A 17,864-nucleotide genomic window follows, 5' to 3' on the forward strand; every position below is an offset into this window, starting at 1 on the left:
GGGGCTTTCCGCCTCGATGACGCGGGACATCGGGCGCCCCGCCGGGCGACTGACGCACCCGCCGCCGGACTGGCTTCGATATGCGATGGGCGCAGTTGGACATGCCAGGACCTTCGTTCCGGCGAGGAAGCGCGCTGCCTAGAGTCGGCGCCCATGACAGCCCTCGCCCCGCCCCTGACCGTCCCGCCCCTGCGGCCCGCCGCGTTCGTGGAAGACGCCGACGCGCCCTCGCAGGCCTTCCAGGTCCAGGCCTTCGACGCGCCGCTTGGCGCCGAGGTGCTGGGGCTCGACCTGGCGCGGCCGCTGAACGACGCCGACTTCGCGCGACTGCACCGCGCGCACCTGGACCACCACGTCCTGGTCTTCCGCGACCAGCGCATCACGCCCGCGCAGCACATCGCCTTCAGCCGGCGCTGGGGGCCCTTGCAGATTCATGTGCTGCGCAACTTCCAACTGCCGGGCCATCCGGAGATCCTGCAGGTGTCCAACCTCCGCGATGCGCAGGGCCAGCCGGTCGGGCTGGGCGACGCCGGCCAGTACTGGCATTCCGACCTCTCCTACAAGGAGCGCCCCAGCCTGGGTTCGCTGCTGCATGCGCAGGAACTGCCCGCGGAGGGCGGCGACACGCTGTTCGCGAACCAGCATCTCGCCTATGACGGCCTGCCGCTGGCGCTGAAGACCGCGATCGCCGGCAAGCGCGCGGAGCACAGCTACCTGGCGAAGTACGAGGAACTGCGGGCGCGCAATCCCTGGCGCCCGAAGCTGACGCCGGCGCAGATCGCCGAGGTCAAGCCGGTGTCGCAGCCGGTCGTGCGCATTCACCCGGAGACCGGCCGACGCGCGCTCTTCGTCAGCGAGCACTTCACGACGCGCATCCTGGACCTGCCCGAGGACGAAAGCCGCGACCTGCTGGCGCAGCTCTTCCAGCACAGCAGCCGGGAGAGCATCGTCTACCGCCACCGCTGGCAGGCGCACGACCTGGTGTTCTGGGACAACCGCTCGCTGCTGCACCTGGCCGCGGGCTGTCCGGATTCCCTGCGCCGCCACCTCCACCGCACCACCATCGAGGGCGACGTTCCGGTGGGATGACCCACCCCTTCGCGTGCTTCACCCGCCTCCACCTCCCTGCCATGACCTCTTTCTTCAAGAAACCCCTGATGGCCGCCCTCGGACTGGCGCTCGCGCTGGCCGGCACCGCCTCGCAGGCGGAAGGCAAGCTCCGCATCGCCGAGCAGTTCGGCATCGTCTACCTGCTGCTCAACGTCGCCCAGGATCAGCAGCTGATCGAGAAGCACGGCAAGGCCGCCGGCGTCGACATCCAGGTCGAGCGCGTGCAGCTGTCCGGCGGACCGGCGATCAACGAGGCGCTGCTATCCGGCAGCATCGACATCGCCGGCGCGGGCGTCGGCCCGCTGCTGACGCTGTGGGACAAGACGCAGGGGCGGCAGAACGTGCGCGGCATCGCCTCGCTGGGCAACTTCCCGTACTACCTGACCAGCAGCAATCCCGCCGTCAAGAGCATCGACGACTTCAGCGACAAGGACCGCATCGCGCTGCCGGCGGTGGGCGTGTCGGTGCAGTCGCGCATCCTGCAGCTGGCCTCGGCCAGGCGCTGGGGCGATGCACAGTTCAACCGGCTGGACCGCCTGCAGGTCGCCTTGCCGCATCCGGAAGCGACCGCGGCGCTGATCAAGGGCGGCACCGAGATCAACGCCCACTTCGGCAATCCGCCGTTCCAGGAACAGGGCCTGGCGGGCAATCCCAACGTGCATGTGGTGCTCAGCAGCTACGAGGTGCTGGGCGGGCCGGCGTCGGCCACGGTGCTGTACACGACGGAGAAGTTCCGGCGCGACAACCCGAAGACCTACAAGGCCTTCGTCGGCGCGCTGGCCGAGGCGGCGGACTTCATCGCGAAGCACCCCGAGCGCGCGGCCGACATCTACATCCGCAACGAGAACTCCAAGGTGCCCAAGGACCTGCTGCTGAAGGTGATCAAGAACCCGGAGGTGCAGTTCAAGATCACGCCGCAGAACACCTTCGCGCTGGCGTCCTTCATGCATCGGATCGGCGCGATCAAGAACAAGCCGGCCTCCGCGCAGGATTACTTCTTCGACGATCCGCACAACGCGGCGGGGAGCTGAGCATGAGCGCGGTGCTGGAACGGCTTGACGCGATCGACACCCGGCCTGGCTGCGAGGTGTGCGAGGCCGGCGGCCAGGCGGCGGGCGTGCCGCTGGCGCAGCAGGCGCGGTTGAGGGTGGAAGGCGTCAGCCTCGAATACCGCGGCGAGCGCGGCCCGATCCGCGCGACCCATCGCGTCGGCTTCGACGTGATGCCGTCGGAGCGCTTCGTGCTGCTTGGCGCGTCGGGCTGCGGGAAGTCCTCGCTCCTGAAGGCGGTCGGCGGCTTCATCGCGCCCGCCGAGGGCCGGATCCTCGTCGACGGCCGACCGATCGACGGACCCGGGCCGGACCGCATCGCGGTGTTCCAGGAATTCGACCAACTGCCGCCGTGGAAGACGGTGCTGGAGAACGTCGCGTTCCCGCTGATCGCCTCGGGGTCGTCGCCGCGCAAGGTGGCGCTGGAGCAGGCGGGGGACTGGCTCGCCCGCGTGGGCCTGGCGGACTTCGCGTCGGCCTATCCGCATCAGCTGTCCGGCGGCATGAAGCAGCGCGTCGCGATCGCCCGCGCGCTGGCGATGAAGCCGCGCGTGCTGTTGATGGACGAGCCCTTCGCCGCGCTGGATGCGCTGACGCGACGTCGCATGCAGGACGAGCTGCTGGCGCTGTGGGAGCAGGAGCGCTTCACCTTGCTCTTCGTGACCCATTCGATCGAGGAGGCCTTGATCGTCGGGCACCGGGTGCTGGTGTTGTCGCCGCATCCGGGACGCGTGCGGGCGGAGTTGAATGCGCAAGGGCTGACGCCGGCGCAGCGGGCCGCGCAGGCCAATCGCATCGAACGACTGCTGTTCGGCGACCCGGCGGCGGTCGATGCGATCAGCGAGCCGGTGGCTGCTGAACGGGCCGCGGCCCTGACTTGAGGAGACGCGATGACCGTGACCGCGTTGCCGACATCTCGGCTGCTGGACCCTGCCGCGCGCGCCGAGCGCGAATTCGCGCTGACCGACGCCCCGCCGGTCGAGGCGACGCCCGTGCCGCTGTGGCGGCGCGCGCTGGACTCGAGCGCCTGGCGCCAGGCTGCGCTGCTGGCGCTGCTGGCCGCGTTGTGGGAGATCGCCGCGCGCGCCGCCGGCAACGACCTGCTGTTGCCGACCTTCACCGCGGCCGCGAGCGCCCTCTGGGAGGGGCTCGCCAGCGGGGAGTTGCTGCAGCGGGCGTTCATCTCGCTGAGGCTGCTGCTGCAGGGTTATGCGCTGGGCGTGGCGCTCGCGCTGGGCTTGACGGCGCTGGCCACCTCGTCGCGCTGGGGCCGCGACCTGCTGTCCAGCCTGACGGCGATGTTCAATCCGCTGCCCGCGATCGCGCTGCTGCCGCTGGCGCTGCTGTGGTTCGGACTGGGCTCGGGGAGCCTGATCTTCGTGCTGGTCCATGCGGTGCTGTGGCCGCTGGCGCTGGCGGCTTCGGCGGGGTTCGCGGCGGTGCCCGAGACCCTGCGCATGGCGGGCCGCAACTATGGCCTCAGGGGGCCGCGCTATGTCGCGCAGATCCTGCTGCCCGCGGCGCTGCCCGCCATCCTGTCGGGGTTGCGCGTGGGCTGGGCTTTCGCGTGGCGGACGCTGATCGCCGCGGAGCTGTTCTTCGGCGCCTCCTCGGGCCAGGGCGGCCTGGGCTGGTACATCTTCCAGAACCGCAATGAGCTGATGACCGATCGCGTCTTCGCGGGACTCGCGTTGGTGATCCTGATCGGATGGCTGGTCGAGCGGCTGGTGTTCAGCACGATCGAACGCGTGACGGTCAGGCGGTGGGGCATGCAGCGCTGAAGGCCTTGTCGAGGGGCGCATGCGGTCTGGCCGGCGTCTCGGCGTGAGCGATGCCCAAACGCCTCGCGAGCGCCGCGAGTCGCCTGTCTGTGGCCCAAAGGCACGCGCCAGGCGTCTTGAGCGTTGACATCAGCAATGCGATGTCGACCAGCCCGCAACCCTTGCCGAAGATCCGCTGTCCTTCGATCAGGCCGATCACCTCGTCCACGTCGACCGGCGCGCTCAGCTCCAGGTCTTCCAGCGTCGAGAGCGCGGTCGTCCGCGGCTCCGGCAAGGTGCCGCAACGAAGCTCCCCGAGGATCATCGGATGCGCGAGCACGACGTCCAGTTCGAGGAGTGCCAGGAGCGATGGATTGGCGCGGCGGAAGTGGTCGATCCAGACCGAGGTGTCCACGACGACCTTCATCATTGCAGGTCCCTCTCGTCCTCCGGATCCTGCCGACGACGCGGAATGTCGGGCAGGTGGGGGGCTATGCCACCCATCGTGGCCAGGCGAAGTTGCGCTTGGCGAGCAATGAACCAGCGCAATGCCGTGTTGATGAGCTGCTCGCGACTCATGGGCTGGTCCGCGACTTCGAGCGCGCGTTGGCAAAGCGCTTCGTTGATCATGACTGTCCCCGGGGTGCGTTGAAGAAGGGCATGAGCTTGCCCCGCCTCGCCCCCGCCGTCAGTGGCCTGTTCCTATGCCGCTGCCGGACCGGCCCACCGACACCAGTGGTGCCGCCCCCAAAAACAAACGCCCCGGCCGAAGCCGGGGCGCTGCTCGCATCGGATGACAAGGGTCAGTTCATGGCTGGGTCTTGGACTTCCTCATGCTGGACGACATGGATGAAGGGTAGGGACGCGGCGCCACGCCGGGAACGAAGCGAAGCGGATAAGCTGCGGCGACAACCGCGCTTGGAGCGACCCGCTCCCGGCGGATAGGCTGCGCGGTTTGCCCGCGTCCGGTACCACCCCGCCGGACGCGTCGCCCGACCATCCCACCAGGATCACAAGGAGCGCCCATGAGTGCCAAGGAGACCTCTTCCCCCACCGCGTCGCCAGCGATCGAGCGGCCCGACCGCCCCGCCGTGCTGGACCTGATCGGCAACACGCCGCTGGTGCCGGTGAACCGGCTCGACACCGGCCCCTGCCAGCTCTTCCTGAAGCTGGAATCGCAGAACCCCGGCGGCTCGATCAAGGACCGCATCGGCCTGTCGATGATCGAGGCGGCCGAACGCGACGGCCTGCTCCCGCCCGGCGGCACCGTCGTCGAGGCCACGGCCGGCAATACCGGGCTCGGGCTCGCGCTGGTCGCGCGGGCGAAGGGCTACCGGGTCGTGCTGGTTGTGCCGGACAAGATGTCGGCCGAGAAGGTGCTGCAGCTCAAGGCGCTCGGCGCCGAGGTGCACATCACCCGCTCCGACGTCGGCAAGGGCCACCCCGACTACTACCAGGACCGCGCCGCGCGCCTGGTCCGGGACCTCCCCGGCGCCTGGTACGCCGACCAGTTCAACAACCCCAACAACCCGCTCGCGCACGAGACCACCACCGGTCCGGAGATCTGGCAGCAGGTCGGCCACCGGATCGACGCGCTGGTCTGCGGCGTCGGCTCCGGCGGCACGATCACCGGCCTGTCGCGCTTCTTCGCCAAGGTCCGGCCGGGCCTGGACGTGGTGCTGGCCGATCCGGCCGGCTCCATCCTCAAGGACTTCATCGAGACCGGCAGCTTCGGCGAGGCCGGCTCCTGGGCCGTCGAGGGCATCGGCGAGGACTTCGTGCCGCCGATCGCGGACCTGAGCGGCGTGCGCCACGCCTACGCGATCACCGACGAGGAGAGCTTCGCCACCGCGCGCGACCTGTACCGCGCCGAGGGCATCCTGGCGGGCTCGTCCACCGGCACGCTGCTGGCCGCGGCGCTGAAGTACTGCCGCGCGCAGACCACGCCCAAGCGCGTGGTGACGCTGGTCTGCGACACGGGCACCCGCTATCTCTCCAAGGTCTACAACGACCCGTGGATGTTCGACCAGGGCCTGCTCAAACGCGAGAGCAAGGGCGACCTGCGCGACCTGATAGCGCGGCGGCCGGAAGACGGCGCCGTCATCAGCGTCAGCCCCGAGGACACGCTGGCCACCGCCTTCTCGCGCATGCGCCAGGCCGAGGTCTCGCAGCTGCCGGTGCTCAAGGACGGGAAGCTGGTGGGCCTGCTGGACGAGTCCGACCTGCTCGCGCAGATGCACATGGACGCGCGCCACTTCAAGGACAGCGTCGACAGCGCGATGAGCCATGATGTGCAGACGCTGCCGCCGGGCGCGCCGCTGTCCGACCTGATCGCGCAGCTGCGCAAGGGCCTGGTGGCCGTGATCGCCGACGATCGCGGCTTCCACGGCCTCGTCACCCGCTTCGACCTGTTGAACCACCTGCGAAAGGGCTTGTCATGAGCCATTCCCCCGAGAAAGACAACGACCATCCGGCCGACGCCGACCTGCGCTTCGACACCCGCGCGATCCATGGCGGCCAACGCCCCGACCCGCTGACCGGCGCGGTGATGCCGCCGATCTACGCGACCTCGACCTACCGCCAGCAGAGCCCCGGCGTCCATCAGGGCTACGAATACGGCCGGACCCACAACCCGACCCGCCAGGCCTATGAGCGCGCGATCGCCAGCCTGGAGGGCGGCGTGCAGGGCTACGCCTTCTCGTCCGGCCTGGCCGCGATGGCGACGGTGCTGGACACGCTGGACGCGGGCTCGCACATCGTCGCGGGCGACGACCTCTACGGCGGCAGCTACCGGCTGTTCGAGCGCGTGCGCAAGCGCAGCGCCGGCCTGCAGGTGAGCTACGTCGACAGCAGCGATCCTGAGAACGTCCGCGCCGCGCTGCGGCCCGAGACGAAGATGATCTGGATCGAGACGCCCAGCAACCCGCTGCTGAAGCTGACCGACCTGGCCGCCGTCGCGAAGATCGCGCGCGAGCACGGCGCGCTGGCCATCGCCGACAACACCTTCGCCAGCCCCTGGGCGCAGCGTCCCCTGGAACTGGGCTTCGACGCGGTGATGCATTCGGCGACGAAGTACCTCAACGGGCACAGCGACGTGATCTCCGGCGTGGTCGTGGTCGGGGGCGAGCAGCGCCAGGCGGCGCTGCGCGAGCAGCTCGAGTTCCTGCACAACGCGGTGGGCTCGGTCGCCGGCCCCTTCGACAGCTTCCTCGCGCTGCGCGGGCTCAAGACGCTGGCGCTGCGCATGGCGCGCCACAACGAGAGCGCGCTGGAGCTCGCCCGCTGGCTGGAAGGCCAGCCCAAGGTGCGCCGTGTCCACTATCCGGGCCTGGAAAGCCATCCGCAGCAGGCGCTCGCCCAGCGCCAGATGCGCGGCGGTGGCGGGATGATCAGCGTCCAGCTCGATACCGACCTGGCCGGCGCGCGCCGCTTCCTGGAGCGGGTGCGGATCTTCTCGCTGGCCGAGAGCCTGGGCGGCGTCGAGAGCCTGATCTCGCTGCCCGCGCTGATGACGCACGCGTCGATCCCGGTGGAGACGCGGGCGCGGCTGGGCATCACCGATTCGCTGGTGCGGATCTCCGCCGGCATCGAGGACCTCGAGGACCTGCGCGACGACCTGAAGGCGGGCCTGGACGCCGTCTGACCGAGGGGCGCGCCGCGGGAATTCCGCGGCGGACGAACGCGCCGGGGCCGGGAGGCCGCCGGCGCGTTCTGCTTTTCCGAACCGCTGGCCGCACAAGAATCGAAGTGCGACGTGAAGAATGCGTGAAGATGTGCGCGTCAAACGCGCGAAGCGTTGCACCGCCAAGTGGCGAATCCACGCGCACCGGATTTGTTGGCTCGTCGGAAAAACCTTCGACAAGTCTTTCTTAACTTCCGTTTAAGCGAAGTTATTTATGATCCGGCTTCGTTTTTCTCGGAGGCCCTCTCATGTCTGCCCTCAACTACCGCCATCTGCACTACTTCTGGGTCGTCGCCAAGGAGGGCGGCTTCGCCCGGGCGGCGGACCGCCTCGGCATGGCGGTGCAGACGATCAGCGCGCAGGTGCGGGAGCTCGAGCGCTCGCTGGGCCATCAACTGCTCAAGCCCGAAGGCCGCGGCCTGGTGCTGACCGAGGCTGGTCAAGCCGCCTTCGCCCGCGCCGAGGAGATCTTCCAGATCGGCCAGATGGTGCCGCACGAGGTTCACGAGGCCGCCACGCAGCGCGTGCAGCGCCTGTCGGTGGGCTTGTCCGACGGCCTGTCCAAGCTGGCCGCCCATGCCCTGCTGGCGCCGGTCCTGGACACGCCGAACCTGCGCCTCGTCTGCCATGAGGGCGAGGTCGACCAGCTGATCGGCGAGCTGGCCCTGCACCACCTGGACCTGGTGCTGACCGACCAGCCCGCGCCGGTGAATCCCACGCTGCGCATCACCAGCCAGCTGCTGGCCAGCACCTCGGTCGACTGGTACGGCCCCGCGGAACTGGTCGAGCGCGCCCGTCGCGCGCCGAACAAGGGCTTCCCTCACGTGCTGGAGACGCTGCCGGTGCTGCTGCCGACGCGCCATGCCTCGCTGCGCGCGGGCCTGGAGCGCTGGTTCGAGCAGCACCACATCCGGCCGCAGATCGTCGGCGAGTTCGAGGACAGCGCGCTGATGAGCGTCTTCGCCGCGCGCGGCCTGGGCGTCTTCCCGGTCAGCCGACTCGGCGCGGACGACCTGTCGATGATGGCCGGCCTGCACCTGCTGGGCCAGACCGAGGTCGTCGAGGACGTCCACGGGATCTACTCGCGTCGCGGCCAGAACCATCCGCTGGTGGCCAAGCTGCTGCAGCGTCGCGGCATGCAGGAACCGGTGATGGACAGCGAATCGGAAATTGCTTCAGAAGAATGAGATTGAAGCAGGTTTATACGAAGTGAATACGACGTTAAGGTCCGCACCTCGTGCGCGCGAGAGCGCGCGTTCCGTCCAACGGCTCACTCGGATCCAGGAGAACCAGTCATGAGCGACTACCAACGACATCCGGCGTCCCCCTCGGCCTGGACGCCCGCCACCGCCAGCGGCGGCGATTCGGTCTTCACCCAGCGCGCCGATGTGGCGCGCGTGCTGCGCAACACCTATGCGCTGCTGTCGATGACGCTGCTGTTCAGCGGCGCGGTGGCGGCGGCCGCGGTGGCGTTCAAGCTGCCCGCCCCGGGCATGATCCTGACGCTCATCGGCTACTTCGGCCTGCTGTTCGCGATCCACAAGACGCAGCATTCCGCCGCGTCGGTGCCGCTGGTCTTCGCGCTGACCGGCTTCATGGGCTACACCCTGGGCCCGCTGCTGAGCGCCATCCTGAACCTGCCCGGCGGCGCCAACACGATCGCCCTGGCGCTGGGCACCACCGGCGCGACCTTCCTGGTGCTGTCGGCCTATGTGCTGGCGACCAAGAAGGACTTCAGCTTCATGGGCGGCTTCCTGTTCGCCGGCATGATCATCGCGATCCTGGCGTCGCTGGCCAACCTGTTCTTCCAGCTGCCGATGCTGGCGATGGTGGTCTCGGGCGTCGTGGCGCTGCTGTCGGTGGGCATGATCCTGTTCCACACCAGCATGATCGTGAACGGCGGCGAGCGGAACTACGTGATGGCCACCGTCAGCCTGTTCGTCTCGCTGTTCAACCTGTTCACCAGCCTGCTGAGCATCTTCGGCTTCGCCGGCTCCAGCGACGACTGACGGCGACGATGAAGACCTTGCTGTGGTCCTTGACCGGCGTGTTCGCGCTGGTCTGGAGCGGACTGGCCTGGGCGGCGGCCGGCCTGGTGCGCTGGACGGTGGAGGCGCTCTCCACCGGCCGCGCCACCGAGCTGGGCAAGGCCGCGGTCGAGTTCAAGTTCCCGGCCTGGGCCGAGCCCTTCCTCGACACCGGGCTGCTCGAGATGCTCCAGTCCTTTGTGCGCTGGCTGATGGAGATGGCGGGCACCGGCGCCCCGATGGCCGGGACGGCGATCGGCTGGCTGGTGCCGGTGGTGTGGGTCACCTGGGCCTTCGGGCTGACGGCGCTGATCGTGATCGCGCTGCTGCTCAATCACCTGATCAAGAGCCTGCCGCGCACCGGCGGCGGCACAGCAGCGGCGACACGCTGACGCGTCCCCGGCCTCGTTCAGCCCCCGCAGGGCTGGACGAGGCCGTCGCCATGAGGCGCGGCGCGGAACTCGGGCAGCTGCTCGACCTCGGTCGCATAGGCGATCAGCGTCTGCAGCCGCTCCGCCGGCGGCAGCAGCTCCGGCGTCATCTGCCGGACGAATTCCCACATCACCCCGATCGTGATGCCCGCCAGGCCGATCGCGTCGCGCTCGGCCGAGAGCGGCGCCTTGCCCATCTCCGCCTCGAGCTCCAGCAGCGCGGCGCGCAGCTGGGCGCCCACCCGCTCGAGCCAGGGCGCATGCTGCTTGTCGTCCGGGCGCAGCTGCTGCTCGTACACCGCCTGCACGCTCTTGTCGGTGGCCGCCAGCGCCAGGCCGATCAGCCGCAGTGCGCGCTTGAGCGCCGGATCGCTGGGCGGCAGCAGCGCCCGTCCCGGCGACAGCGACTGCGCGTACTGCAGGATCAGCGTCGAATCCATCAGCACCGTGCCGTCGTCGCAGACGAAGGTCGGCGCCTTGACGACCGGGTTGATGCGGCTGAATTCGTCGAAGGTGCGGAACACCGACAGCGAGCGGTGCTCGAAGCGCAGGCCCAGCAGCTGCATCGCGATCGCGGCGCGGCGGACGTAGGGGGAGTCGAGCATGCCGATGAGCTGCATGGCGGAACTTTCGTGAGGGGACGTGGTGGGCTCAGGCGCCGGCGGGCAGCGCCACGGTGAAGCGGTAGAGGCAGCACTCGTCGCCGTGGAGGGTGCGGACCTCGCGATCGATCTCGCCGGCGGCGCGGCCGCGGATGACGCCGGGCCAGAACTGCGCGGCGGGGGTGTTGGCCATCAGGTGGTAGACCTCCCAGCGGCCCGGGAAGCGCGCCAGCACCTCGCCGGCCGCGCGCGCCGCCAAGCCGTGGCCGCGGTAGCCCCGCGCGAGGAAGAAGTAGCCCATGTTGTGGTCGGACTGGCTGTCCTCGCAGTCGCGGTCGACCACCGCGAAGCCGGCCAGTTCGTCGCCGACCCAGATCAGGAACGGATGCACGTCCGGCTGCGCCCAGTACGGCGCCTTGGGCCGCAGCTGGTAGCGCCCCTCGGGCGCGAACGCCACCGGCGTCCACTCGCTGAGGTCGTAGTTGTAGAACTGCATCAGGTTCTCGATGCGCGGCAGGTCGTCGGGCGCCGCGCGCTCGATCCGCAGCGCCGGGCTGTCGGGAAGCGGCACGGGGATCGAGTCGGAAAAGGCGCCGGGTCGTGTCTCCATGAGGCCTCGCTGCTGGCTGTTCCTGTGGTCTTCTCCCGGCCGCGTCAGCGCGGCGGCGGGAAGTCGTCGTCGAAGGGATAGCGAACGCCGGCCAGCGCGCGGATGCGATCCATCCACCCGAGCACCGCCAGCGTCTCCGCATGCGGGACCACCGGGCTTTCGATCTCACCGGCGCGGGCGCAGCGCATCGCCTCGCGGATCTCGTTCTCGAAGCCGTTGATCTCGAAGGGGCGCTCGATCGTCTCGACCGTGCCGCGCGCCGGCAGCCACTGCAGACGCGTCGCTTCCCAGAAGGTCTCCGGCAGCACGATGGCGCCAGCCGCGCCCAGCACCTGCATCGTGTTGGGCGCGAAGGTGTCCACCGCGCAATGGAACTGCGACACCAGCCCATCGCCGAAGTCCAGCGCCACCGCCAGCCGCGCGTCCACGCCGGTCGGCGCGAGCTTGGCCCGCACCTGCAGGTCGACCAGCGGCGGCACCTCGCCGAGTGCGTGCTGCAGCACCCAGCGCGTGGCGGTCAGGTTGTAGATGCCGACGTCCAGCAGCGCGCCCCCGGCCAGCGCCGGGCTGAAGATGCGGCTGTCGGGGTCGTAGGGCGCGGGGAAGCAGAAGCTCGATTGCAGCCCGTGCAGCGCGCCGAGACGGCCGTCGCGCAGCCAGGCCGCGAGCTCCTGGTAGGCCGGCAGGAAACGCGTCCAGACGGCTTCCATCAGGAAGCTCCGGTGCGTCCGCGCGGCCTCGACCAGGCGGCGGCCCATCTCCTGATTGGGCACCAGCGACTTCTCGCACAGCACCGCCTTGCCGGCGCGCAGCGCGGCCAGGACGGGCTCGTAGTGCTGGCCATGGGGCGTGGCCACGTAGACGCCGTCGATGGCCGGATCGGCCAGCAGCACCGCCGGATCGGTGTGGGCAAGCACGGCGGGCTCTCCCGCTGCGGACCAGCGGTCGGCGAACTGCTGCGCGCGATGGGCATCGCGGCCGCAGACCGCGTGCAGGCGGCAGCCGTCGAGGCGCGCGACGGCATCGGCGAAGCGATGGGCGATCGCGCCCGGGCCGATCACGGCCCACTGGAAGGTGGAGTCGGACATGGGTCGGTGGGGAAGCGGGCCGGTCCCGCGATGTGCGGCAAGGGGAGCCGACATGCTAATCGCCAACGCCGTCGTGACGTCTTGCCGCGGAAGGCCTCAGGGTTGTCCCGGGGCAGGGTTCGCCACGGGGGCGGACGACGCCCATGCCCTTCGTTCCCGGCGGGGTCATCGGCTAAGGTGGCGGCCTCGCACAACACGAATGCCTGTGACCCACGCAGGCCGTCTCCCATGAGGATTCCCTTCGTCCTGGCCGCCACCGTGGCCCTCGCCGCGCCCGTCCTGGCGCAGACCGTCACGCCCGCCGCGGCCCCGGCCTCCGCCGTGGCGTCGGCCGCCACCGGCGCGCCGTCCGCCAACCTGCTGCTGGCGCCGAGTCCGCTGCCGCTGCAGTACCCGCCGTTCGACCGCATTCCCGACGCCGACATCGGCCCCGCGCTCGACCAGGGCATGGCGGAGCAACTGGCCGAGGTGGCCGCGATCGCCGACAACCCGGCCGCGCCGACCTTCGACAACACCATCGTGGCGCTCGAACGCGGCGGCCGCACGCTGGGCCGCGCGACCACGCTGCTGATGAGCCTCACCGGCGCCGACGCCAACCCCGCGCGGCTGAAGCTGCAGGCCGACTACGCCACCCGCCTGGCCGCGCACCGCGACGCGATCCAGCTCAATCCCAGGCTCTTCGCCCGCATCGAGGCGCTGTATCTGCGCCGCGCCGCGCTGGGCCTGGGCGCGCAGGAGCAGCGCCTGATCGAACGCCAGTACCAGCAGTTCCTGCGCGCCGGCGCGAAGCTGGACGAGGACGGCAAGGCCCGCATGAAGGCGATCAACGCCGAGCTGGCGCAGCTGGGGGCGCGCTTCAACCAGAACGTCCTGGCGGAAGTGAACGACTCGGCGGTCGTCGTCGACAGCCTGGAGGAGCTCAAGGGCCTGGACGAGGAGCAGATCTCCGCCGCCGCGGCGGCTGCGAAGGCCCGCGGCCTGGACGGCAAGTACCTGATCGCGCTGCTGAACACGACCGGCCAGCCGGTGCTGGCGCAGCTGGAGAACCGCGCGCTGCGCCAGCGGGTGTACGAGGCCTCGGTGGCACGCGGCTCGCGCGGCAATGCCTTCGACAACACCGCGCTGGTCTCACGCGTGGTCACGCTGCGGGCCGAGCGGGCGCGGCTGCTGGGCTTCGCCACGCATGCCGACTTCGTGCTCAAGGATGAGACGGCCAAGACCCAGCAAGCCGTCAACGGCATGCTGCGCCAGCTGGCGCCGTCGGCGGTCGGCGCGGCCCGGCGCGAGGGCGCCGAACTGCAGGCCGTGATCGATCGCGAGCAGGCCGCGCGTCATCAGCCCTCGTTCAAGCTGGCCGCCTGGGACTGGAGCTTCTACAGCGAGAAGCTGCGGGCCGAGAAGTACGGCTTCGACGAGTCGCAGCTCAAGCCCTACCTCGAGATGAGGAACGTGCTGGAGAACGGCGTGTTCTACGCGGCGGGGCAGCTCTACGGCCTCAAGTTCAAGGAACGCCGCGACCTGCCGGTCTACCACCCCGACGTGCTGGTCTACGACGTCTTCAACGCGGACGGCTCGCAGCTGGCGATCTTCCTGGCCGACCTGTACGCGCGGCCCTCCAAGCGCGGTGGCGCGTGGATGAATGCCTACGTCGACCAGAGCGGGCTGATGAACCAGAAGCCGGTGGTGGCGAATCACCTCAACATCCCGAAGCCGGCCGACGGCAAGCCCACGCTGCTGACCTGGGACGAGGTGACGACGCTGTTCCACGAGTTCGGGCATGCGCTGCACGGCATGTTCTCCAACGTGAAGTACCCGAGCATGGCCGGCACCAAGGTGCCGCGCGACTTCGTCGAGTACCCGTCGCAGGTCAACGAGATGTGGGCGGACTGGCCGAGCGTGCTGGCGAACTACGCGAAGCACTACAAGACCGGCGAGCCGATGCCGCGCGCGTTGCTGGACAAGGTGCTGGCGGCCAAGCAGTTCAACCAGGGTTTCGCCTCGACCGAGTACCTGAGCGCCGCGAGCCTGGACCAGCGCTGGCACCAGCTCCCGCTGGACCGGATCCCGGCGGCCGACGGCGTGATGGCCTTCGAGGCCCAGGCGCTGCGCGAGGAGGGCTACGACTACGACGCGGTGCCGCCGCGCTACCGCACGCCCTACTTCAGCCACATCATGGGCGGCTACGCGGCGGGCTATTACGCCTACGTGTGGTCGGAGGTGCTGGACGCCAACACGGTGCAGTGGTTCAAGGCCAATGGCGGCCTCAAGCGCGAGCTGGGCGACACCTTCCGCGCCAAGCTGCTGTCGCAGGGCGGCAGCCAGGACGCGCTGACGCTGTTCCGCGGTGTCGTCGGCCACGAGCCGCAGATCCAGCCGCTGCTCGAGCGCCGCGGGCTGGTGATCGAGAAGACCCGCACCGCCGGGTCGCCGCAGCAGGCGGCGCAGCCCTGATCGCAGGCGTCGCCCGCCGCGAGCGGGCGCCCGTCCTCAGCCGCCGGTCTTGTCGAGGTCCTTCGTGTCCTCGACCCCCTGCTGCGTGATCAGCCGCTGCATCAGCGCGAAGAAGCGGTCGTAGAACTGTCCGGCCGGGATGGTCTCGGACGCGACCTTGACCAGCGATTCCGAGGTCGACGACAGCGGCACCGAGATTGAACCGATCGCGCTCACCCCGAGGCTGGTGGAATTGGCGCTGCGCTTGACGTTGTAGCGGTCCTGCAGCGCGGACACGTAGGCGGTGGCCAGCTTGCCGCTGCCGCCCTCGGGCACGCAGACGATGGTGAAGCTGATCTCCACGTGCACCTCGCCCTCGGGCTGGAAGCGCTTCGTGCCGGCGATCGAGTCCGGCGTCGCGGTGTTGATCACGTAGCCCTGGCTCAGCAGCGCGCGCCGCGCGGCCTCGCAGGTGTCGTTGACGCTGGCGTCGAACAGGCGCGAGAAGGTCTCGTCCGCCGCGAAGCGCTCGTTCTGGTAGACGGAGTTCTTGCGCGCGGCGCTGCCCGGCGCGAAGGCGCCGCAGCCGGCCAGCAGCGCGGCCGCCAGGGCCGCCATGGCCCAGGGGCGAAGGGAATCGGAAGTGAGGCGTCGGATCATCGTCGTCAGGCCGTGATCGGCCAGCGGCGGATTATCCGTGTCCGGGCTGACGACGCCCCGTCGTCACCGCACCGCTGTGCGGCCGCGGGCTCAGTGGGCCAGCTGCGAGGTCAGCAGCGTCTCCCATTCGCCGTCGATGCAGACCTGCAGGCGGCGCGCGCTGCCGGGGCAGCGGTGCCAGTGCTCGCTGGCCGCGGACATCAGCGCCGGCCATAGCGGGCGGTCGCCGTCGCAGCGGCTGCGCGGGATGACCAGGGCCAGTTCGCGTTGCGTCTCGTGGCCGTCGGCTTCAATGAAGTCCAGCCGCGCCCGCACGACCACCGTCAGCGGGGTCGACAACAGCAGTTCGGCATTCACAATTTCCAGCGTTTCCATGGCCGCGATCGTAGGCAGGGCGCATGCCCGTGGGTGTCGGGGTCGCCCGCGACGCCCTGTAGGACATTGCCTCATCCCGCAGGCGGTGATCGCCCTCGCCGCCTTCGATCCGAACCGCGCGTGCGCCATTCGCCGGCGATCTCCGCTTGTCCTACAAAACATCGCGGATGCGGACGACAGGGCCGGCTGTTCGGCATACGTAGAGTCAATTCCAGCGCACCGCGGGGTGCACAAGGAGCCGACAGATGGGTATCGCCGACCACCATTCCCTCGCCCTGCATGTTCATGAGATCGCCTGCCAGGTCCAGTGGACCGCCGTCGGCGACCACGAACCGGTCCTGGGACTGGAAGCGGCCCTGCCCTACCTGATGGACCACGCCCCCGCGACGTTCGCCGAGCCGGCCCCTGCCGTCGTGTCGACAGACCGCCACGCCGCGTGAGTCCGAGCCCTGTCATCAATCCAAGGAGATCAACATGATGATTCGAGCCACCGTTCTCGCCCTGGCCACCGCTGTGGGCGCCATCACGATGCTGCCGGGCTGCGCCGTCACCCGCGGCCAATCCTCGGTCGGCGAGTACGTCGACGATGCCGCCGTCACCACCGCGGTGAAGTCCAAGTTCGTCGAGGCCAAGACCGTGGACGCCAGCTCCATCCACGTCGAGACGCTGCAGGGCGAGGTGATGCTGTCGGGCTTCGCCAAGAGCGCCACCGAGAAGGCCGATGCCGAGCGCCTGGCGCGCGAAGTCAAGGGCGTGAAGCGCGTCAAGAACGAGATCGCCATCCGCAACTGATCGGGTGACCGATCGGGCCGCGGAGGCCCAGCCTGACGCGCTGACGCGCGACCGACACGCGCCCGGTGGCGGCTTGACCGACCGCCCCGGGCGTTGTGCGCGAACGGACGGGATGCGGAGGCACACCGTCCGTTCGCGCGCACCCGCTTGTGGTTCCGAGAAGTACACGAGTCCCGCCATGGAGTCCCAGCCCGCCAGCGCCGCCCTCACCTGCTTCCTCGTCGAGGACAACGCCGTCATCCGGGAGAACCTGGTGGCGACGCTCGAGGAGATGGTGGACCTGCGCGTGCTCGGTCACGCGGAGGACGAGCGCGGCGCGCTGGACTGGCTGTCGGACAGCCATCCCGGCTGCGACCTGCTGATCATCGACATCTTCCTGGCCCAGGGCACCGGGCTGAACGTGCTGCGCGCCGCCGGCGAGCGGATGCCGCAGGCGCGCCGCGTGGTGCTGAGCAACTACGCGACGCCGGACATGCGCCAGCGCTGCTTCGCGCTGGGCGCCGACAAGGTGTTCGACAAGTCAGCCGAGCTCGAGGACCTGCTCGCCTACTGCGGCGGCCTGGCCGATGCGGCCCATCGCGATGCGGCTACTCGATCAGCCCGTTCTTGAGGGCGTAATACGTCAGCTCGCTGTTGGTGTTCAGCGCGAGCTTCTCCAGCACGCGCGAGCGGTAGGTCGAGACCGTCTTCACGCTCAGCGACATGCCGTCGGCGATGTGGCCGACGGTCTCGCCGCGGGCCAGGCGCAGGAAGACCTGCAGTTCGCGCTCGGACAGGGATTCGTGCGGCGCCTGGTCGGCCGGCGCGCCCAGGCCCTCGGCCAGCAGTTCGGCCACGGCCGGCGTGATGTACTTGCGACCGCGGAACACGGTGCGGATCGCGGTGGCGATCTCCTCGGGGTCGCATTCCTTGTTCAGGTAGCCGCTGGCGCCCTGGCGCAGCAGCGTGGTCGCGTAGTGGGTCTCGGGGAAGCCGCTGAGGATCAGCACCGGCAGCTCGGGCTTGCGGGCCTTGATGGCGGCCAGGGTCTCGACGCCGCTCTGGTCGGGCAGCGAGAGGTCCATCAGCATCACGTCGACTTCGCCGGCGCGGGCCAGGTCCAGGGCCTCGCGGCCGGAGCTGGCTTCGCCGGTGACGCGCAGGTCGACCTGTTCGGAGAGGAATTGCCGCAGCCCGGCGCGGACAATCGCGTGGTCGTCGACGATGGCGATTCGGATCATGGTGAGGCGATGGTCAAGCGAGCGAAAT

At 69.7% G+C, this 17,864-nt stretch carries 21 protein-coding genes; 13 read left to right on the top strand and 8 right to left on the bottom strand.

From position 1 onward, the window contains the following. Positions 1 to 153 precede the first annotated feature (153 nt). From FHT37_RS19050 to FHT37_RS19065, 4 genes are all read left to right on the top strand, one after another. Positions 154 to 1,089 (top strand): TauD/TfdA family dioxygenase, encoded by a 936-nt coding sequence (locus tag FHT37_RS19050; protein ID WP_183483644.1) that lies wholly within the window; start codon positions 154 to 156, stop codon positions 1,087 to 1,089. 68 nt (positions 1,090 to 1,157) lie between these two features. Continuing rightward, positions 1,158 to 2,141, top strand: coding sequence for an ABC transporter substrate-binding protein (locus tag FHT37_RS19055; RefSeq protein WP_222617131.1), 984 nt, complete (start codon positions 1,158 to 1,160; stop codon positions 2,139 to 2,141). Positions 2,142 to 2,143: 2 nt separating this feature from the next. Then, entirely contained in the window at positions 2,144 to 3,040 is an 897-nt protein-coding gene (locus FHT37_RS19060; protein ID WP_091729764.1) for an ABC transporter ATP-binding protein, read from the top strand. Between the two features lie 9 nt (positions 3,041 to 3,049). Further along, positions 3,050 to 3,940 carry an ABC transporter permease gene (locus tag FHT37_RS19065; RefSeq protein ID WP_183483646.1) on the top strand — a complete coding sequence of 297 codons (891 nt, stop codon included), beginning with the start codon at positions 3,050 to 3,052 and terminating at the stop codon, positions 3,938 to 3,940. Here the strand turns inward: FHT37_RS19065 and FHT37_RS19070 are convergent. Continuing rightward, positions 3,915 to 4,349: a type II toxin-antitoxin system VapC family toxin gene (locus FHT37_RS19070; RefSeq protein ID WP_254783491.1), complete on the bottom strand. Its 435-nt coding sequence runs from the start codon at positions 4,347 to 4,349 to the stop codon at positions 3,915 to 3,917. The genes FHT37_RS19065 and FHT37_RS19070 overlap by 26 nt on opposite strands. Beyond that, positions 4,346 to 4,549 (bottom strand): hypothetical protein, encoded by a 204-nt coding sequence (locus FHT37_RS19075; RefSeq protein ID WP_091729773.1) that lies wholly within the window; start codon positions 4,547 to 4,549, stop codon positions 4,346 to 4,348. Before FHT37_RS19075 ends, FHT37_RS19070 begins: the two co-directional genes overlap by 4 nt. A gap of 395 nt (positions 4,550 to 4,944) precedes the next feature. Here FHT37_RS19075 and FHT37_RS19080 point away from each other — a divergent pair, with 395 nt between their 5' ends. The 5 genes from FHT37_RS19080 to FHT37_RS19100 all read left to right on the top strand — a co-directional run bounded on the left by FHT37_RS19080 (position 4,945) and on the right by FHT37_RS19100 (position 10,020). Beyond that, a complete protein-coding gene (locus tag FHT37_RS19080) occupies positions 4,945 to 6,360 on the top strand; it encodes a pyridoxal-phosphate dependent enzyme (RefSeq protein ID WP_091729777.1) in 1,416 nt (471 codons plus the stop codon). After that, positions 6,357 to 7,562: a PLP-dependent aspartate aminotransferase family protein gene (locus FHT37_RS19085; RefSeq protein WP_183483649.1), complete on the top strand. Its 1,206-nt coding sequence runs from the start codon at positions 6,357 to 6,359 to the stop codon at positions 7,560 to 7,562. Before FHT37_RS19080 ends, FHT37_RS19085 begins: the two co-directional genes overlap by 4 nt. A gap of 287 nt (positions 7,563 to 7,849) precedes the next feature. After that, complete coding sequence (locus FHT37_RS19090) at positions 7,850 to 8,788, top strand: LysR family transcriptional regulator (protein ID WP_183483651.1); 939 nt, start codon at positions 7,850 to 7,852, stop codon at positions 8,786 to 8,788. A 108-nt stretch (positions 8,789 to 8,896) separates the two neighbouring features. Beyond that, positions 8,897 to 9,610: a Bax inhibitor-1/YccA family protein gene (locus FHT37_RS19095; RefSeq protein WP_091729789.1), complete on the top strand. Its 714-nt coding sequence runs from the start codon at positions 8,897 to 8,899 to the stop codon at positions 9,608 to 9,610. An 8-nt stretch (positions 9,611 to 9,618) separates the two neighbouring features. Continuing rightward, entirely contained in the window at positions 9,619 to 10,020 is a 402-nt protein-coding gene (locus FHT37_RS19100) for a hypothetical protein (protein ID WP_091729794.1), read from the top strand. Positions 10,021 to 10,037: 17 nt separating this feature from the next. On the opposite strand, the gene FHT37_RS19105 is transcribed toward FHT37_RS19100, so the two are convergent. From FHT37_RS19105 to FHT37_RS19115, 3 genes are all read right to left on the bottom strand, one after another. Beyond that, positions 10,038 to 10,679, bottom strand: coding sequence for a glutathione S-transferase family protein (locus tag FHT37_RS19105; protein WP_183483653.1), 642 nt, complete (start codon positions 10,677 to 10,679; stop codon positions 10,038 to 10,040). Between the two features lie 31 nt (positions 10,680 to 10,710). Then, positions 10,711 to 11,232 carry a GNAT family N-acetyltransferase gene (locus FHT37_RS19110; RefSeq protein ID WP_183483655.1) on the bottom strand — a complete coding sequence of 174 codons (522 nt, stop codon included), beginning with the start codon at positions 11,230 to 11,232 and terminating at the stop codon, positions 10,711 to 10,713. An 83-nt stretch (positions 11,233 to 11,315) separates the two neighbouring features. Next, complete coding sequence (locus FHT37_RS19115; RefSeq protein ID WP_183483657.1) at positions 11,316 to 12,359, bottom strand: Gfo/Idh/MocA family protein; 1,044 nt, start codon at positions 12,357 to 12,359, stop codon at positions 11,316 to 11,318. A gap of 228 nt (positions 12,360 to 12,587) precedes the next feature. Between FHT37_RS19115 and FHT37_RS19120 the strand changes: the two genes are divergently transcribed. Beyond that, positions 12,588 to 14,810, top strand: a complete 2,223-nt coding sequence (locus FHT37_RS19120) for a M3 family metallopeptidase (protein WP_183483658.1) — start codon at positions 12,588 to 12,590, stop codon at positions 14,808 to 14,810. A gap of 36 nt (positions 14,811 to 14,846) precedes the next feature. Here FHT37_RS19120 and FHT37_RS19125 read toward each other — a convergent pair whose 3' ends face one another. Further along, on the bottom strand, positions 14,847 to 15,449 hold the full coding sequence (locus FHT37_RS19125) for a DUF2242 domain-containing protein (protein WP_221211159.1): 603 nt from the start codon (positions 15,447 to 15,449) through the stop codon (positions 14,847 to 14,849). Positions 15,450 to 15,539: 90 nt separating this feature from the next. Then, positions 15,540 to 15,824, bottom strand: coding sequence for a hypothetical protein (locus FHT37_RS19130; RefSeq protein WP_091729815.1), 285 nt, complete (start codon positions 15,822 to 15,824; stop codon positions 15,540 to 15,542). Positions 15,825 to 16,069: 245 nt separating this feature from the next. Between FHT37_RS19130 and FHT37_RS19135 the strand changes: the two genes are divergently transcribed. From FHT37_RS19135 to FHT37_RS19145, 3 genes are all read left to right on the top strand, one after another. Continuing rightward, on the top strand, positions 16,070 to 16,264 hold the full coding sequence (locus FHT37_RS19135) for a hypothetical protein (RefSeq protein ID WP_091729820.1): 195 nt from the start codon (positions 16,070 to 16,072) through the stop codon (positions 16,262 to 16,264). A gap of 34 nt (positions 16,265 to 16,298) precedes the next feature. Beyond that, a complete protein-coding gene (locus FHT37_RS19140; protein ID WP_091729824.1) occupies positions 16,299 to 16,616 on the top strand; it encodes a BON domain-containing protein in 318 nt (105 codons plus the stop codon). 178 nt (positions 16,617 to 16,794) lie between these two features. Then, positions 16,795 to 17,226, top strand: a complete 432-nt coding sequence (locus FHT37_RS19145) for a response regulator transcription factor (protein ID WP_183483660.1) — start codon at positions 16,795 to 16,797, stop codon at positions 17,224 to 17,226. Here the strand turns inward: FHT37_RS19145 and FHT37_RS19150 are convergent. Beyond that, positions 17,204 to 17,836 (bottom strand): response regulator transcription factor, encoded by a 633-nt coding sequence (locus FHT37_RS19150; RefSeq protein WP_091729829.1) that lies wholly within the window; start codon positions 17,834 to 17,836, stop codon positions 17,204 to 17,206. The two genes, FHT37_RS19145 and FHT37_RS19150, sit on opposite strands and share 23 nt — an antisense overlap. Positions 17,837 to 17,864: the final 28 nt, after the last annotated feature.

It is taken from the genome of Mitsuaria sp. BK037, assembly GCF_014193045.1.
In the GTDB taxonomy this organism is placed as follows: domain Bacteria; phylum Pseudomonadota; class Gammaproteobacteria; order Burkholderiales; family Burkholderiaceae_C; genus Roseateles.

Excerpts from the sequence above, each read along its gene's own strand:
- FHT37_RS19050 (WP_183483644.1), top strand. The coding sequence starts at position 154 with ATGACAGCCCTCGCCCCGCCCCTGACCGTCCCGCCCCTGCGGCCCGCC.
- FHT37_RS19055 (WP_222617131.1), top strand. The coding sequence starts at position 1,158 with ATGGCCGCCCTCGGACTGGCGCTCGCGCTGGCCGGCACCGCCTCGCAG.
- FHT37_RS19060 (WP_091729764.1), top strand. The coding sequence starts at position 2,144 with ATGAGCGCGGTGCTGGAACGGCTTGACGCGATCGACACCCGGCCTGGC.
- FHT37_RS19065 (WP_183483646.1), top strand. The coding sequence starts at position 3,050 with ATGACCGTGACCGCGTTGCCGACATCTCGGCTGCTGGACCCTGCCGCG.
- FHT37_RS19070 (WP_254783491.1), bottom strand. The coding sequence starts at position 4,349 with ATGATGAAGGTCGTCGTGGACACCTCGGTCTGGATCGACCACTTCCGC.
- FHT37_RS19075 (WP_091729773.1), bottom strand. The coding sequence starts at position 4,549 with ATGATCAACGAAGCGCTTTGCCAACGCGCGCTCGAAGTCGCGGACCAG.
- FHT37_RS19080 (WP_091729777.1), top strand. The coding sequence starts at position 4,945 with ATGAGTGCCAAGGAGACCTCTTCCCCCACCGCGTCGCCAGCGATCGAG.
- FHT37_RS19085 (WP_183483649.1), top strand. The coding sequence starts at position 6,357 with ATGAGCCATTCCCCCGAGAAAGACAACGACCATCCGGCCGACGCCGAC.
- FHT37_RS19090 (WP_183483651.1), top strand. The coding sequence starts at position 7,850 with ATGTCTGCCCTCAACTACCGCCATCTGCACTACTTCTGGGTCGTCGCC.
- FHT37_RS19095 (WP_091729789.1), top strand. The coding sequence starts at position 8,897 with ATGAGCGACTACCAACGACATCCGGCGTCCCCCTCGGCCTGGACGCCC.
- FHT37_RS19100 (WP_091729794.1), top strand. The coding sequence starts at position 9,619 with ATGAAGACCTTGCTGTGGTCCTTGACCGGCGTGTTCGCGCTGGTCTGG.
- FHT37_RS19105 (WP_183483653.1), bottom strand. The coding sequence starts at position 10,679 with ATGCAGCTCATCGGCATGCTCGACTCCCCCTACGTCCGCCGCGCCGCG.
- FHT37_RS19115 (WP_183483657.1), bottom strand. The coding sequence starts at position 12,359 with ATGTCCGACTCCACCTTCCAGTGGGCCGTGATCGGCCCGGGCGCGATC.
- FHT37_RS19120 (WP_183483658.1), top strand. The coding sequence starts at position 12,588 with ATGAGGATTCCCTTCGTCCTGGCCGCCACCGTGGCCCTCGCCGCGCCC.
- FHT37_RS19125 (WP_221211159.1), bottom strand. The coding sequence starts at position 15,449 with ATGATCCGACGCCTCACTTCCGATTCCCTTCGCCCCTGGGCCATGGCG.
- FHT37_RS19130 (WP_091729815.1), bottom strand. The coding sequence starts at position 15,824 with ATGGAAACGCTGGAAATTGTGAATGCCGAACTGCTGTTGTCGACCCCG.
- FHT37_RS19135 (WP_091729820.1), top strand. The coding sequence starts at position 16,070 with ATGGGTATCGCCGACCACCATTCCCTCGCCCTGCATGTTCATGAGATC.
- FHT37_RS19140 (WP_091729824.1), top strand. The coding sequence starts at position 16,299 with ATGATGATTCGAGCCACCGTTCTCGCCCTGGCCACCGCTGTGGGCGCC.
- FHT37_RS19145 (WP_183483660.1), top strand. The coding sequence starts at position 16,795 with ATGGAGTCCCAGCCCGCCAGCGCCGCCCTCACCTGCTTCCTCGTCGAG.
- FHT37_RS19150 (WP_091729829.1), bottom strand. The coding sequence starts at position 17,836 with ATGATCCGAATCGCCATCGTCGACGACCACGCGATTGTCCGCGCCGGG.